The organism is Pseudomonas sp. FSL W5-0203 (genome assembly GCF_001896155.1).
Lineage (GTDB): Bacteria > Pseudomonadota > Gammaproteobacteria > Pseudomonadales > Pseudomonadaceae > Aquipseudomonas > Aquipseudomonas paracarnis.
This window is the reverse complement of record NZ_MPOR01000004.1, coordinates 217,389-233,273: the sequence shown is the minus strand read 5'-3', so window position 1 is coordinate 233,273 and position 15,885 is coordinate 217,389. Positions and strand designations below refer to the sequence as shown.

Below are 15,885 nucleotides of genomic sequence, written 5' to 3'. Positions count from 1 at the left end.
GGGGTATTTTTTCAACAGGCTGTTGCGGCTATTGCAGCATCAGGCCAGTTTTTTGTGGCGTACGCGGTGCGGCTGGGCGGCGGCCTCACCCAAGCGTTTCTTGCGGTCGGCTTCGTACTCGGTGTAGTTACCTTCGAAGAACACCGCCTGGGAGTCATCTTCGTACGCCAGGATGTGGGTCGCGACGCGGTCAAGGAACCACCGATCGTGAGAGATCACAATGGCGGCGCCCGGGAAGTCCAACAGGGCTTCTTCCAGGGAACGCAGGGTTTCAACGTCGAGGTCGTTGGACGGTTCGTCGAGCAGCAACACGTTGCCGCCCTCTTTCAGGGTCAGGGCCAGGTGCAAGCGACCGCGCTCACCACCGGACAGGTCCTTGACGAACTTCTGCTGGTCGCCGCCCTTGAAGTTGAAACGGCCGACGTAGGTGCGCGACGGGATTTCATAGTTGCCGATGCGGATCTGGTCGGAACCGTCGGAGATCTGCTGGAACACAGTCTTGCTGCCGTCGAGGTCGTCGCGGCTCTGGTCCACACAGGCCAGTTGCACGGTGTCACCGATCTCGATGCTGCCGGAGTCCGGGGTTTCCTTGCCCATCAGCATGCGGAACAGCGTGGATTTACCCGCACCGTTACCGCCGATAACGCCGACGATCGCGCCTTTTGGCATGGCGAACGACAGGTTGTCGATCAGCACGCGGTCGCCATAGCCTTTGGTCACGTTCTTGAACTCGATGACCTTGTCACCCAGGCGCGGACCGGCCGGGATGTAGATCTCGTTGGTCTCGCTGCGCTTCTGGAATTCCTGCGACTGCATTTCTTCAAAGCGTTGCAGACGGGCCTTGGATTTGGACTGGCGGGCCTTGGCGCCTTTGCGCACCCACTCCAGTTCTTCCTTCATGGCTTTTTCGTGGGCCGATTGCTGCTTGGATTCGGCGGCCAGACGGTCGGACTTGGCTTCCAGCCAACCGGAGTAGTTGCCCTCGTAAGGGATACCGGCGCCGCGGTCGAGTTCGAGGATCCAGCCGGCGACGTTGTCCAGGAAGTAACGGTCGTGCGTGATCGCAACCACGGTGCCCGGGAAATCGTGCAGGAAGTGCTCCAGCCAGGCGACGGAATCGGCGTCCAAGTGGTTGGTCGGTTCGTCGAGCAGCAGCATGTCAGGGGCCGACAGCAGCAGGCGGCACAGGGCCACACGACGCTTTTCACCACCGGACAGGTGCTCGACCTTGGCGTCCCAGGCTGGCAGGCGCAGCGCATCGGCGGCGACTTCCAGTTGGCGCTCCAGGTTGTGGCCATCGCCCGCCTGCAGGATCGCTTCGAGCTTGGCCTGTTCGGCAGCCAGCTTGTCGAAGTCGGCATCCGGTTCGGCGTAGGCGGCGTACACCTCATCAAGGCGGGCCTGGGCGTCCTTGATCACGCTGACGGCTTCTTCGACCACTTCGCGCACGGTCTTGGTCGGGTCCAGGATCGGCTCTTGCGGCAGGTAACCGATGTTCAGGTCCGGCATCGGACGCGCTTCGCCTTCGAACTCGGTGTCGACGCCCGCCATGATTTTCAGCAGGGTGGACTTACCCGAACCGTTGAGGCCGAGCACGCCGATCTTGGCGCCTGGGAAGAAGGACAGCGAAATGTTTTTCAGGATTTCCCGCTTCGGCGGAACAACTTTTCCCAGCCGATGCATGGTGAAGACGTATTGAGCCATGGTGAACCTAGCGTCAGTTACTGATGAATTAAGCGGACGAAGCCCGTGCCAGGCCATGCGCCGCGCGGGCCTTTGACTATCATCAATGCCAGCGAGCAAAAAAAGCCTGAATGTCTGGGGCTGGAACGCCCCCGCGTAACCGGCAAAGCTACCTGAATGCGCTGGGGCAGTCCAGCCAGGCAGGACTGGCACTTTGCCACAACTCAAGGCATGCTAGCCGCCCTTCGGGCGTCCGGCTTATAGTGCACGTCGCGCGCCAGTCCAGCCAAACCGCAGGATCACAGTTTGTCCAACGTCACGCCGCCCACGCCCTTGCGCGCCGCTCATATTGCGCCGGGAGCGCCCCTGCACGGCACCTTGAAAGGCGCGTTGGCGACGCTTGTCCTGCTGTTGCTCGCCCTGTTGTTCTGGCAACTGCTGGACCAATTGCAGCAAAACCAGAAAAACCAACAGCAATACACCATCGACTACAGCGCCGACCTGGCCGAGCAGATCAGCCAGAACATGGCCCTGAGCGCACAGATCGCCCTGAACCTGTTGCCGATTGTCGAGCCGCCGCGCAATGCCGAACAGCAGCAGGCCCTGATGCGCACGCTGCAGCGCTCATTACCGGACCTGCGCAGCTTCGCCCTGCTCGCCCCCAGCGGCGCACTGATCAGCGACACTGCCGAAGGCAGCCAAGACAGTGCCCTGCTTGAAGACCTGGTCAAACGCAGTCACGCCCAGTCCTACTACCTGAGCAATGATAATGACGGCACGGTCATCTATCTGTTGCTGCACCAACCCAGCGGTGGCTCCAAGGTGTACTGGGCCTTGCGCCTGGCGCCCAATTATCTGGCCAACCTCACACGCCAGGATGTCCAGGGCCAGCGCCCGATGTGGGCAATCGAGAACAGCCTGAACCATCGTGTGGTCAGCCGTGACAGCGGCATGCCGGCGCAGTGGTCCGGCGCCCTGACACCGGAAGAATTGAACCGCAGCGTGCTGGTCACGCCGTTGAGCAAAAGCGATTGGCAACTGCGCGGCATGTTTGACCGCAGCGCGGTATTGGAACAACTACTGCCCGCCTTTATCGGCAAGTGCCTGCTGGGCCTGGCGTTCTCGCTAATCCCTGTGATCGTGCTGCTCAACATGCGCCGCCGCCAACGCCAGGTGAACGAAGGCCGGCGACGCTACCAGGACATCTTCGAAGGCACCGGCGTCGCGTTGTGCGTGTTGGACCTGTCGGGGCTCAAGGCGTTTTGCAACAAGACCCAGGTGCAAAGCCGTGAGCAGTTGCACGCCTGGTTGCAGGCCAACCCCACGGAGCGCAAGCAACTGCTCAAGGAGTTGCGCGTCACCGAGGTCAACCAGATGGCCGTGCGCCTGCTCAACGTCGCGTCCTGCGAGCAGGCGTGGGAACGCCTGATCGATGACTGCCCGCGCAATGCCACGTCCATCGGCTATCAGGTGCTGGAAGCCGTACTGACCCGGCAAAAACAGCTGGAGCTGGAAATCCAGCTCAACGACGTGGCCGGCAACGAACAGTACCTGTGGCTGGTGATGCGTTTGCCCGAGCAGCAGGATGACGTCAAGGCCGTGATTCTCAGCATCAGCGACATCACCAGCCGCAAGCTGATCGAGTTGTCGCTGGTGGAGCGTGAAAGCTTCTGGTCGGATGTGGTGCGCACCGTGCCCGATCACCTGTATGTGCAAGACGTGATCAGCCAGCGCATGATTTTCAGCAACCATCATTTGGGTCACACCCTGGGCTACAACAAAGCCGAGTTGCAGCAAATGGGTGAGTACTTCTGGGAAATCCTGCTGCACCCCGAAGACGCCGAGCACTACCATGACGCGCGCCAACAACAACGCCAGGTCGGCTATACGACCCAATTGCACTGCCAACTGCGCTTTCGTCACCGCAATAACCAGTGGCGCCGCTTCGATATCCGCGAACAGGCCCTGGCCCGCGATACGTCTACGGTGGTCACCCGGATCATCGGCGTGGCCAAGGACATTACCGACCAGATCGAGGCCAGTGAATCGCTGCGCGACAGTGAACAGCGCTACCGGATGCTGGCCGAAAGCATCAGCGACGTGATCTGCTCCACCGACAGCCAACTGGCCCTCAACTACATCAGCCCCTCGGTCAACACCGTCCTGGGCTATGACGTGGACTGGGTGTTCAAGAACGGCTGGCAGTCGATCGTTGCCAACCCTCAGCAGTTGACCGGCATTTACAGCCTGATGGAACAGGTCAGCCGCGCCCTCGGCAACCCCGACGCCTTGAACACCTTGCGCGATGAACTGCAGACCCAACTGTTTCTGTTCGACTGCCTGCGCGCCGACGGGCGCAAGGTGCCGATAGAACTGCGCCTGGTGCTGGTGTGGGATGAACATGGCGCGTTTGAAGGCATCCTCGGCGTGGGCCGCGATATCAGCCAGCAACGCCGCGCCGAAAAAGACCTGCGCATGGCGGCCACGGTATTCGAGCATTCCACCTCGGCGATCCTGATCACCGACCCGGCCGGTTATATCGTGCAAGCCAACGAGGCGTTCAGCCGGGTCAGCGGCTATGCGGTGAGCGATGTGCTCGACCAGTTGCCCAATATGCTCACCGTCGATGAGCAGCAGGAAGCCCATCTGCGTTATGTGCTCAAGCAATTGCACCAGCACAGCACCTGGGAAGGCGAGGTGTGGCTCAAGCGTCTCAATGGCGAGCATTACCCGGCCTGGGTGGGCATTACCGCGGTGTTCGACGACGAAGGCGACCTGGCCAGTTACGTGTGTTTCTTCAGCGATATCAGCGAGCGCAAGGCCAGTGAGCAGCGCATCCACCGCCTGGCCTACTACGACGCCCTGACCCACCTGCCCAACCGCACCCTGTTCCAGGACCGCCTGCACACCGCGTTGCAGTCCGCCGAACGGCAGAAGTCGTGGGTGGTGCTGATGTTCCTCGACCTCGACCGTTTCAAGCCGATCAACGACTCCCTCGGCCACGCGGCCGGCGACCGCATGCTCAAGGAAATGGCCACGCGCCTGCTCGGCTGCGTGGCCGAGGACGACACCGTGGCGCGCATGGGCGGCGACGAATTCACCTTGCTCTTGCAACCACGGGTCAGCCGCGACATGGCGCTGAACCGCGCCATTCATGTGGCCGAGCAGATCCTCGCCAGCCTGGTCAAACCTTTTGTGCTGGAGGGCCGCGAATTCTTCGTGACCGCCAGCATCGGCATCGCCCTGAGCCCGCAAGACGGCAACGAGCTGAGCCAATTGATGAAAAACGCCGACACGGCGATGTATCACGCTAAAGAGCGCGGCAAGAACAACTTCCAATTCTACCAGGCCGACATGAACGCCAGCGCCCTGGAGCGCCTGGAGCTGGAAAGCGACCTGCGCCACGCCTTGGACCAGAACGAATTCGTGCTCTATTACCAGCCGCAATTCAGCGGCGACGGCAAACGCCTGACCGGCGCCGAAGCCCTGCTGCGCTGGCGCCACCCGCGCCGTGGCCTGGTACCGCCCGGGGACTTTATCCCGGTGCTGGAAGAGCTCGGGCTGGTGGTGGATGTGGGCGACTGGGTGATCGGCGAAGCCTGTCGCCAGCTCAAGACCTGGCACCAGAACAAGGTGCGAGTCCCTAAAGTCTCGGTAAACATCTCGGCGCGGCAGTTCTCCGACGGCCAACTGGGCACGCGCATCGCCACTATCCTCAAGGACACCGGCCTGCCACCGGCGTGCCTGGAGCTGGAACTGACCGAAAGTATCCTGATGCGTGAAGTCAACGAAGCCCTGCAGATCCTCGCCAGCCTGAAAAACCTGGGCCTGAGCATCGCGGTGGATGACTTCGGCACCGGTTATTCGTCGCTCAACTACCTCAAGCAATTCCCTATCGATGTGCTGAAGATCGACCGCACCTTCGTCGACGGCCTGCCCTCGGGTGAGCAGGACGCACAGATTGCCCGGGCGATCATTGCCATGGCCCACAGCCTGAACCTGGCGGTGATTGCCGAAGGGGTGGAAACCCATGAGCAGTTGGACTTCCTGCGTGAGCATGGCTGTGATGAGGTGCAGGGTTACCTGTTCGGGCGGCCAATGCCGGCGAATCGGTTTGAGGTGCAGTTCAGTAATGATGCGCTGTTCATGTTTGACTGAAAGTGCCGTCCCTGATCGTTCCCACGCTTTGCGTGGGAACGCAATTCTGGACGCTCTGCGTCCGCTTTTAAATGTGACGCAGAGCGCCACGGGATGCATTCCCACGCAGAGCGTGGGAACGATCAGGGGCTGAGTGAAAACCACTTGTCCGCGACATGATGTCCTTTCATATGCCATCTAAAACCCATTGGGTTAGAATGCCCTCCTTTTCTGCCCCCGATCCTTGAGGACCGCCATGTTCAGCCGTGATTTGACTATTGCCAAGTACGACGCCGATCTCTTCGCCGCCATGGAGCAAGAAGCCGTGCGCCAGGAAGAGCACATTGAGCTGATCGCTTCGGAAAACTACACCAGCCCTGCGGTGATGGAGGCTCAAGGTTCGGTTCTGACCAACAAGTACGCCGAAGGCTACCCAGGCAAGCGCTACTACGGTGGTTGCGAGTACGTCGACGTGGTTGAGCAGTTGGCCATCGACCGTGCAAAAGAGCTGTTCGGCGCCGATTACGCCAACGTCCAGCCACACGCCGGTTCCCAAGCCAACAGCGCCGTGTACCTGGCCCTGCTGCAAGGCGGCGACACCATCCTGGGCATGAGCCTGGCCCACGGCGGTCACCTGACCCACGGCGCCACGGTTTCGTCCTCCGGCAAGCTGTACAACGCCGTTCAGTACGGTATCGATGCCAACGGCCTGATCGACTACGACGAAGTCGAGCGCCTGGCGGTCGAGCACAAGCCAAAAATGATCGTGGCCGGTTTCTCTGCCTACTCGCAGATCCTCGACTTCCCACGCTTCCGTGAAATCGCCGACAAGGTCGGTGCCTACCTGTTCGTCGACATGGCCCACGTGGCCGGTCTGGTGGCTGCGGGCGTTTACCCCAACCCAGTGCCTTACGCCGACGTGGTCACCACCACGACCCACAAGACCCTGCGCGGTCCACGTGGCGGCCTGATCCTGGCGCGTGCCAACGCCGAGATCGAGAAGAAGCTCAACTCCGCCGTTTTCCCGGGCGCCCAAGGCGGCCCGCTGGAGCACGTGATCGCGGCCAAGGCGATCTGCTTCAAGGAAGCACTGCAGCCTGAGTTCAAGACCTACCAGCAACAAGTGGTCAAGAACGCCAAGACCATGGCCAGCGTGTTCATCGAGCGCGGCTTTGACGTGGTGTCCGGCGGTACTGAAAACCATCTGTTCCTGCTGTCGCTGATCAAGCAGGACATTTCCGGTAAAGATGCTGATGCTGCCCTGGGCAAAGCCTTCATCACCGTGAACAAGAACTCCGTGCCGAACGACCCACGTTCGCCGTTCGTCACCTCCGGCCTGCGCTTCGGCACCCCGGCAGTGACCACCCGTGGCTTCAAGGAAGCCGAGTGCAAGGAACTGGCGGGCTGGATCTGCGACATCCTGGCCGACCTGAACAACGAAGCCGTGATCGACGCGGTACGTGAGAAGGTCAAGGCCATCTGCAAGAAGCTGCCGGTATACGGCGCTTGATGGCAGTTGCGTGAATAAGAAGCCCGGCTCATGAGCCGGGCTTTTTTATGCCGATTTCAATTTGAAACAGGGTCAAGTGTGGGAGCTGGCTTGCCTGCGATGGCGGTGGGTCAGTCACTGATGGGCTGACTGAAAACCGCTATCGCAGGCAAGCCAGCTCCCACATTTGTTTGCATTACAAGCCCGGGTTATTGGTAGACCCGCTCAAAGCCTTGGCGAATCTTGTCTTCGGGCAGCTCATCGGCAATAAACACGATCACACTCTCCCGCGCCTCGCCCTCGGCCCATTCGGTATCCCAGTCGAAGCCATACAGCTTCAGCACGCCCTGGAACACCATGCGTCGATCCTCCCCGGCAATGTTCAACACGCCTTTGTAACGCAGCAGTTGCTTGCCATGGTCTTCCAGCAGTTCGTTCATGAACTCGCTGAGACGGTCGATATCCAGCGGCTGGTCGGTGCGTAGCACCAGGCTGGAAATACGGTCCACCGAAGGCGCTGCACTCACCGGGCGCAGGCTCATGCCGGCATTGAGGTTGAAGCCGCGCACGTCCAGCAGCTCGGCCAAATCAATCTTGCCGTGGTCCACTACGCCAATCGGCGCACGGCGGTTGATGCGGGTGAGGCGCTGGCTGAGGGCGTCGAAGCTGGCGTCGTCTACCAAGTCGCGTTTGCTCACCAGCAAGCGGTCGGCAAAGCCGATCTGGGCCTGGGCGATGGTCTGGGTCAGGTGATGCTCGGCGTGGGCCGCATCCACCAAGGTGATGATGCCGTCGAGGATATAACGCTCGCGCAGTTCTTCGTCGATGAAGAACGTCTGGGCCACCGGCGCCGGGTCGGCCAGGCCGGTGCATTCGATCACCAGCCGGTCGAAGGCGATCTCGCCGCTGTCCAGGCGTTCCAGCAGCAGGTACAGGGCTTTGGTCAGGTCGGTGTGGATGGTGCAGCACACGCAGCCGTTGGACAGGGTCATCACTTGCACCGGCTCGTCGCCCAGCAATTGGGTGTCGATACCGGCGTCACTGAATTCGTTTTCGATCACGGCGATTTTCAAGCCGTGCTCGGCTTTGAGCAGGTGGCGCAGCAAGGTGGTCTTGCCGGCGCCGAGAAAGCCACTGAGGATGGTGACGGGGATGGGAGAGGACAAGAGATTCTCCTTGAAGAAACACAGAAACAAATGTGGGAGCAAAGGCCCCTGTGGGAGCTGGCTTGCCTGCGATGCAGACAACTCGGTGCTTGCGTCAGACCGAGGTGATGCTATCGCAGGCAAGCCAGCTCCCACAGAAAGCCCTGCTCCCACAGGGATATTGCATTGGCCCGCGTTACCGGGTCAGCAGCACTTGGGCCCACCCTTGCCGCCGTAACGGGCTTCCTGGCGTTCCCGGAAGAACGCCTTGTAGTCCATCACCGGCTTGTCCGGGTGTTTGGTTTGCATATGCTCGACGTAGGTGTCGTAGTCGGGCATGCCGACCATCAGGCGGGCGGCCTGACCGAGGTATTTACCGAGGCGACTGATGTCATTGAACATGCTTGCAATCCTCGTTTACGCGTCCGGTACAGCCTGGAACGGGGCTTCTTTATCTGTACGTTCTTTGTTACCCCAGGCGGCGACGCCGACTTTGAGCGCATAGAACAGGATGCTGAACACCACGAACAGGAACAGCGCCGTCAGCGTTGCGTTGGTGTAAGCGTTCCAGATCACGTGCTGCATCTGGTCGATGCTCTTGGCCGGGGCGAGGATCTGGCCGTTAGCCAGGGCATCGCTGTATTTCTTGGCCAGCGACAGGAAGCCGATCGCCGGGTTGGCGTCGAACAGCTTGATGAAGCCTGCCGTGGTGGTGCAGATCAACAGCCACACCGCTGGCAACATGGTCACCCAGATGTAGCGCTGGCGCTTCATCTTGATCAGCACAACGGTCGCCAGCATCAGCGCGATACCGGCCAGCATCTGGTTGGAGATACCGAAAAGCGGCCACAAGGTGTTGATGCCACCCAGCGGGTCGATCACGCCCTGGTACAGCAAGTAACCCCACATCGCCACGCAGCCTGCGGTAGCAATCAGGTTGGCAGTCCAGGACTCGGTGCGTTTGAGCGCAGGCACGAAGGAACCGAGCAGGTCTTGCAGCATGAAACGACCGGCGCGGGTACCGGCATCCACTGCCGTAAGGATGAACAGCGCTTCGAACAGGATCGCAAAGTGGTACCAGAACGCCATGGTGTTTTCACCCGGCAGCACGCTGTGCAGGATCTGCGCGATACCTACCGCCAGAGTCGGCGCGCCGCCGGCACGTGCCAGGATGGTGGTTTCACCGATATCGTGGGCAACGGCCGACAGCGCCTCAGGCGTAATGGCAAAGCCCCAACTGCTGACGGTTTGCGCCACGGTGACCACGTCGGTGCCGACAATGGCAGCCGGGCTGTTCATGGCGAAGTACACGCCGGGCTCAATCACCGAGGCGGCAACCATCGCCATGATGGCCACGAATGACTCCATCAGCATGCCGCCGTAACCGATGTAACGGGCATGGCTCTCACTGGCGAGCAACTTGGGCGTGGTGCCCGAGGAGATCAGCGCATGGAAACCCGAGACCGCGCCACAGGCAATGGTGATGAACAGGAACGGGAACAGGCCGCCCTTCCACACCGGGCCGGTGCCGTCGATGAACTGGGTGAGTGCCGGCATTTTCAGATCAGGCATGGTGATCAGGATGCCAATCGCCAGGGCGATGATGGTGCCGATTTTCAGGAACGTCGACAGGTAGTCGCGGGGCGCCAGAATCAGCCACACCGGCAGCACAGCGGCCACGAAACCGTAGCCGATCAGCATCCAGGTGATCTGGATACCGGTGAAGGTGAACGCCTTGGCCCACACCGGATCAGCGGCAATCTGCCCGCCCAGCCAGATCGAACCGAGCAGCAACAGCACGCCGATGATCGAGATTTCACCGATGCGGCCCGGGCGGATGTAGCGCATGTAGATGCCCATGAACATCGCGATCGGGATGGTCGCCATCACCGTGAAGATGCCCCATGGGCTCTCGGCCAGGGCTTTGACCACGATCAGCGCCAGCACCGCGAGGATGATGATCATGATCAGGAAGCAGCCGAACAGCGCGATGGTCCCGGGAATGCGGCCCATCTCTTCGCGCACCATATCCCCCAGGGAACGGCCGTTGCGACGGGTGGACAGGAACAGGACCATGAAGTCTTGCACCGCACCGGCCAGCACCACCCCGGCAATCAGCCACAGGGTACCGGGCAGATAGCCCATTTGCGCCGCCAGCACCGGGCCCACCAACGGGCCTGCACCGGCAATCGCTGCAAAGTGGTGACCGAAAAGAATGTGTTTGTTGGTCGGCACGTAGTCCAGACCATCGTTGTTGACCACCGCAGGGGTTGCCCGCCGTGGATCGAGTTGCATCACGTTGTTGGCGATGAACAGACTGTAGTAACGGTACGCAACCAGATAGATGGCCACAGCAGCGACCACAATCCACAAGGCGTTGATCGCCTCGCCGCGGCGCAAGGCCACTACGCCCAGGGCGCACGCGCCTACAATTGCCAGCACCAGCCAGGGTAAGTGGCGTAGCAGGCTATTATTATTTTTCATTTTTATATTCCAGCCAGGGTGGACAGAAAGGACAGCCAGCCCGAGTTTAGCGCTACTGGCCTTAAAGACCAGCCCCCTACGTTGGTCTAGAGCCTTCAACCGTTAAAAAAAGCCGAAATAAACGCCCCTTGATGGCCCCGGGCTACACTCCTCCCATTCACAGAGGGCTATACCATGACCGAACATGCGTCTGAACGTCGCCGTTTTCGCCGAATCGCCTTTGATGCCACGGCCGAACTTCGGCAAAACGGCAGCGAATGGCCGGTGAAACTGGTGGATCTGTCACTCAAGGGATTGCTGGTGGAACGGCCTGACGATTGGAAGGGGAATAAAGCGCTGCCCTTTGACGTCGACATACGCCTGGACCAGAAGACGCATATAAAGATGCAAGCGCGGCTGACCCATGAAGATCAGGGTCAATTGGGCTTCGTGTGCAAGCACATTGATCTGGACTCGATCAGCCATTTGCGTAGGTTCGTTGAGTTGAACCTGGGTGATGAGCAAGAACTGGAGCGCGAGTTGGGCGCCCTGCTGGAGCTCTAGCCGCCACCATGAATCAAGGGTGGGAGCTGGCTTGCCTGCGATGGCGGTGTATCAGACAAGGATGGGTAAGCTGACCCGCCGCTATCGCAGGCAAGCCAGCTTCCACAGGTGTTCAGCAGTGTTGCGGATTATTCGAACAGGGCATCCAACGCCTGCTCCAGCCGCGTCACAGCAATAATCTGCAACCCCGGCGGCGCCTCCTTCGGCGCATTGCCCTTGGGCACAATCGCCCGTTTGAAGCCATGCTTGGCCGCTTCCTTCAAGCGCTCCTGCCCACTCGGCACCGGGCGCACTTCGCCCGACAACCCCACCTCCCCAAACACCAGCAAGTCATGGGGCAACGGCCGATTACGCAGGCTGGACATCACCGCCGCCATCAACGCCAGGTCGGACGCGGTCTCCAACACCTTGACCCCGCCCACCACGTTGAGGAACACATCCTGGTCGTGGGTCGGAATGCCGCCATGCCGGTGCAGCACCGCCAGCAGCATCGCCAGGCGGTTCTGGTCCAGCCCCAGCGTGACCCGGCGGGGGTTGGCCAAATGGCTGTCATCCACCAACGCCTGGACTTCCACCAGCATCGGCCGGGTGCCTTCCCACGTGGCCATCACCACACTGCCTGGGACTTCTTCCTGGGCGCGGGTGAGAAAAATCGCCGAGGGGTTCGAGACTTCTTTCAGCCCCCGGTCGGTCATGGCGAACACACCCAGTTCGTTGACGGCGCCAAAGCGGTTCTTCACCGCTCGCAGCAAGCGCAGGCGACCGTCGGATTCCCCTTCGAAATACAACACGGTGTCGACCATGTGTTCCAACACCCGTGGCCCGGCCAGTGCGCCTTCCTTGGTCACGTGGCCGACCAGGAAGATCGCCGTGCCGCTCTGCTTGGCGTAACGCACCAACAGCGCCGCGCTTTCGCGCACCTGGGACACACCGCCGGGTGCCGATTGCAGTTGTTCAGTGAAAATCGTCTGGATCGAGTCGATAACCATGACCTTGGGCTTTTCGATGCGCGCCGTGGCGATGATGCTTTCGATGCAGGTTTCGGTCATGACCCGCAGTTGGTCCTGGGGCAAGCCCAGGCGCCGGGCGCGCATGGCCACTTGCTGCTGGGACTCTTCGCCGGTGACATACAGCGCAGGCATGCGGCTGGCGATGCTGCACAGGGTTTGCAACAGGATCGTGGACTTGCCGATGCCCGGGTCACCGCCAATCAATACCACCGAGCCGTCCACCAGGCCACCGCCCAGCACCCGGTCCAATTCGCCGGAGGCGGTGGAAAAGCGCGGGATTTCTTCGACGCTGACTTCGGCCAGGGTCTTGATCTGCGCCTGTTGCCCGGTCCAGCCGGCACGGCCGGTGGGGGCCGCGGCACCGCCACTCTCGATCATGGTTTCAGTCAGGGTGTTCCACGCGCCGCATTCGGAGCACTGGCCCGCCCATTTGGGAAAGGTCGCGCCGCACTCTGTGCAGCCGTACATGCGCTTGGCCTTTGCCATATGAGAACCTCCAACCGAAAAACCGCGATGATAGCTCAGCGCGACGCTGGGGTCCGGATTTCGCCATTAGCCAAACGTGAAGCGCTGTTACCGACGGGGTCTTCGGCGTTCAGGTCGGCGCCTTTGGCTTGCAGCGCGCCCAGCAACTCGACGCGCTTGAACAACCCGGCGTACATGGCGGCGGTCTGCCCTGCGCCGTTGCGTTGGTCGGGGTTGCAGTCGGTGGCCAACAGGCGCTGGGCGATTTTCAGCTCACCTTTGAAGATGGCGCCCATCAACGCTGTGTTACCGCGTTTATCCTGCACGCAGGCGTCGGCGCCGGCATCGAGCAGACGCTCCACATACGGGCCCTGGCCGTGATAAGCAGCCAGGATCAATGCGGTGTAGCCCTTGTCATCCTGGGCATTGAGGCCGTAGCCGGACTCTATGAAGGTGTTGAGCATGTCGAGGTCGCCACGACGGGCGGCGTCGAAATAGTAGTCCTGCAACTGTGCCTTGAGCGCCACCGGGTCGGGGGACTCGGCATGGGCAGCGAAGGCCAGCATGGCCATCAGTAAACCGATAGTGATGCGCATAGGGTGTTCTCCTGCCAAAGGTCGACGCCCGTGAAGGCGCCGACCATAACCAACGAATCAGTCAGTCAGTTTTTCCGCCAGCGCCTTTACGCGAGCCAGGTCGCCCTTGGCGACCTTGGCCACGCCAGTGCCGTACTCGGGATCGGCCTTGTAGAGGAACGACAGGATGATGTGCTTGCTCTCGTCATCGGTGGTGGCCAATGAGCCGCCGAAGTTGTTGATCAGGTCTTCGCGCTCTTTCTTGGTGTAGGAACGGTACAGGTCACCGGCCTGCTTGAAGTTCTGCTCACGCTGGATCTTGGCCTGCTGGGTGCTGCCCGACAGCGGCGCCTGGCTGTAGCGTGCGGCTTGCGGCTCTTCGCGCGGCAACAGGCGGCTTGGCTGGTAATTCACACCGGTGGTGGTCTTGCCAAAGTTCATCGCGCCATCCTGGTTGCCGTTGTTGACGGTGACCCGTGGAGCGTTGATCGGCAACTGCAGGGCGTTCGCGCCCAGGCGGTACATCTGCGTATCGGCGTAGGAGAACACCCGCCCCTGCAGCAAGCGGTCTTCCGACGGCTCGATACCCGGTACCAGGTTGGCCGGGGCCATCGCGACTTGCTCGGTTTCCTGGAACACATTGGCCGGGTTGCGGTTCAGCACCATTTGCCCGACTTTGCGCTCGGGCACATTCGGCCAGATCTTGGTGGCATCCAGTGGGTCGAAATCAAACTTGGCCAGGTCTTCAGGCTTGAGCACCTGCACATACAGGTCCCACTTAGGGAAGTCGCCTTTGTTGATGTGCGTGACCAGATCATTGGTCATATGGCTGTAGTCACGCCCTTGTACTTCGGTAACTTGCTTGGGATCAAGGTTCTTGATGCCCTGCAGGCTCTTCCAATGAAACTTGACGTAGTGCACTTCACCTTTAGTGTTAATCAACTTGTAGGCATGTACGCCATTACCGTCCATTTCGCGGTAACTGGCGGGGGTGCCGGAGTCCGAGTACAACTCGGTCAGTGTACGAGTGGACTCTGGAACATGGGAAAAGAAGTCGAAACGGCGCGAGTCATCGTCCAGGTTAGTGCGCGGGTCCGGTTTAAAGGCATGGACCATGTCCGGAAACTTGATGGCATCGCGAATAAAGAACGTGGGGAAGTTATTACCGACCAGGTCCCAGTTACCTTCGGCGGTATAGAACTTGGTGGCGAAGCCCCGTGGGTCCCGCAGGGTTTCCGGGGAGTGGTTGCCATGCACCACCGCCGAGAAGCGCACGAACACCGGCGTGGTTTCACCGGCGGCGAACACCTTGGCCTTGGTCAGGTCGCTGAGGTTGTCGGTCACGGTGAAGGTGCCATGGGCGCCCGTGCCGCGCGCGTGCACCACGCGCTCCGGGATGCGTTCGCGGTCGAAGCGCTGCAGCTTCTGGATCAGTTGCACATCCTGCAGCAACACCGGGCCATTGGCGCCGGCGGTCTGGGAGTTCTGGTTATCACCGACGTTGGCCCCGTTATCGCGGGTCAGGTTGGCGGCTTGCACAGAGAGGGAAAGCAGGCTGGCGGTTACCAGTGCCAGCGCATGGCGCGCCGACACGGGCCTGCGGCTGATTGGAGTGTTCATCGAGGTTTCCTCTGGTTTTTTTAGCGCACATTCTGTTGTGCTTGTCAGAGGCTAGTGACCTGCGAGTCAGAAGATAAATAGAAAAACACCACAGACCCGATTAAGAAAAAAATCTGGTAACTCGCTGAAATAGCGGCTAATTCGCGCGCGATTGATGGCACTTTGCAAACTATTTGCGATTTGATGTGTCGATAAAAACCGACAGTGTTAACAGTTGTGTCGAGCAAGCGCTGTTCGACTGAATTACACTGACCTCCACCCTCCTCAACTGTAACAAGGAATAACCTATGGGCGTGATCAGTGAGTTCAAGGCCTTCGCGGTCAAAGGTAATGTGGTCGACATGGCCGTCGGTATCATCATCGGTGCTGCCTTCGGCAAGATTGTTTCCTCATTTGTAGGCGACGTGATAATGCCTCCCATCGGCCTGCTGATCGGTGGCGTGGACTTTGCCGATCTGGCCGTCACGCTCAAGGCAGCACAAGGTGATGTACCCGCTGTTGTCCTGGCCTACGGCAAGTTCATCCAGAGCATCATCGACTTTATAATCGTCGCGTTTGCAATCTTCATGGGCGTGAAGGCGATCAACCGTCTGAAGCGCGAAGAAGCCGTGGCCCCCAGCCTGCCGCCGACGCCGAGCAAGGAAGAAGTGCTGCTGGGCGAGATCCGCGATCTGCTCAAGGCACAGAACAACAAGCCGCTTTAACCGGCGGATGCAAAAAAGGCGCCTCGCAAG

General features: G+C 60.5%; 11 protein-coding genes. 4 read left to right on the top strand and 7 right to left on the bottom strand.

Features of this window, described 5'->3' with window-relative positions; all coding sequences use genetic code 11:
• Nucleotides 1-39: 39 nt before the first annotated feature.
• Nucleotides 40-1,704 carry an energy-dependent translational throttle protein EttA gene (ettA, locus tag BOP96_RS06485; RefSeq protein ID WP_014720011.1) on the bottom strand — a complete coding sequence of 555 codons (1,665 nt, stop codon included), beginning with the start codon at nt 1,702-1,704 and terminating at the stop codon, nt 40-42.
• A gap of 285 nt (nt 1,705-1,989) precedes the next feature.
• Here ettA and BOP96_RS06480 point away from each other — a divergent pair, with 285 nt between their 5' ends.
• Nucleotides 1,990-5,841: a sensor domain-containing protein gene (locus BOP96_RS06480; RefSeq protein ID WP_019818019.1), complete on the top strand. Its 3,852-nt coding sequence runs from the start codon at nt 1,990-1,992 to the stop codon at nt 5,839-5,841.
• Nucleotides 5,842-6,076: 235 nt separating this feature from the next.
• On the top strand, nt 6,077-7,330 hold the full coding sequence (glyA, locus tag BOP96_RS06475) for a serine hydroxymethyltransferase (protein WP_003194304.1): 1,254 nt from the start codon (nt 6,077-6,079) through the stop codon (nt 7,328-7,330).
• A 188-nt stretch (nt 7,331-7,518) separates the two neighbouring features.
• Here glyA and yjiA read toward each other — a convergent pair whose 3' ends face one another.
• The 3 genes from yjiA to BOP96_RS06455 all read right to left on the bottom strand — a co-directional run bounded on the left by yjiA (nt 7,519) and on the right by BOP96_RS06455 (nt 10,938).
• Nucleotides 7,519-8,475: a GTPase gene (yjiA, locus tag BOP96_RS06470; protein WP_073452125.1), complete on the bottom strand. Its 957-nt coding sequence runs from the start codon at nt 8,473-8,475 to the stop codon at nt 7,519-7,521.
• A 183-nt stretch (nt 8,476-8,658) separates the two neighbouring features.
• A complete protein-coding gene (locus tag BOP96_RS06460) occupies nt 8,659-8,856 on the bottom strand; it encodes a YbdD/YjiX family protein (protein ID WP_003194308.1) in 198 nt (65 codons plus the stop codon).
• Nucleotides 8,857-8,871: 15 nt separating this feature from the next.
• Nucleotides 8,872-10,938 carry a carbon starvation CstA family protein gene (locus BOP96_RS06455; protein ID WP_014720014.1) on the bottom strand — a complete coding sequence of 689 codons (2,067 nt, stop codon included), beginning with the start codon at nt 10,936-10,938 and terminating at the stop codon, nt 8,872-8,874.
• A gap of 174 nt (nt 10,939-11,112) precedes the next feature.
• Between BOP96_RS06455 and BOP96_RS06450 the strand changes: the two genes are divergently transcribed.
• Nucleotides 11,113-11,481 carry a PilZ domain-containing protein gene (locus tag BOP96_RS06450; RefSeq protein WP_073452121.1) on the top strand — a complete coding sequence of 123 codons (369 nt, stop codon included), beginning with the start codon at nt 11,113-11,115 and terminating at the stop codon, nt 11,479-11,481.
• Between the two features lie 128 nt (nt 11,482-11,609).
• Here the strand turns inward: BOP96_RS06450 and radA are convergent, their stop codons facing one another.
• Genes radA through katB form a run of 3 tightly spaced genes read right to left on the bottom strand, consistent with a single transcriptional unit; the run spans nt 11,610 to nt 15,151 of the window.
• Nucleotides 11,610-12,977 (bottom strand): DNA repair protein RadA, encoded by a 1,368-nt coding sequence (radA, locus tag BOP96_RS06445; RefSeq protein WP_003194313.1) that lies wholly within the window; start codon nt 12,975-12,977, stop codon nt 11,610-11,612.
• A gap of 35 nt (nt 12,978-13,012) precedes the next feature.
• On the bottom strand, nt 13,013-13,552 hold the full coding sequence (locus tag BOP96_RS06440) for an ankyrin repeat domain-containing protein (RefSeq protein WP_014720017.1): 540 nt from the start codon (nt 13,550-13,552) through the stop codon (nt 13,013-13,015).
• 57 nt (nt 13,553-13,609) lie between these two features.
• Complete coding sequence (gene katB / locus BOP96_RS06435) at nt 13,610-15,151, bottom strand: catalase KatB (RefSeq protein WP_020301753.1); 1,542 nt, start codon at nt 15,149-15,151, stop codon at nt 13,610-13,612.
• Between the two features lie 287 nt (nt 15,152-15,438).
• Between katB and mscL the strand changes: the two genes are divergently transcribed.
• Nucleotides 15,439-15,855, top strand: a complete 417-nt coding sequence (gene mscL / locus BOP96_RS06430) for a large-conductance mechanosensitive channel protein MscL (protein ID WP_014720019.1) — start codon at nt 15,439-15,441, stop codon at nt 15,853-15,855.
• The last annotated feature ends 30 nt before the right edge of the window (nt 15,856-15,885 follow it).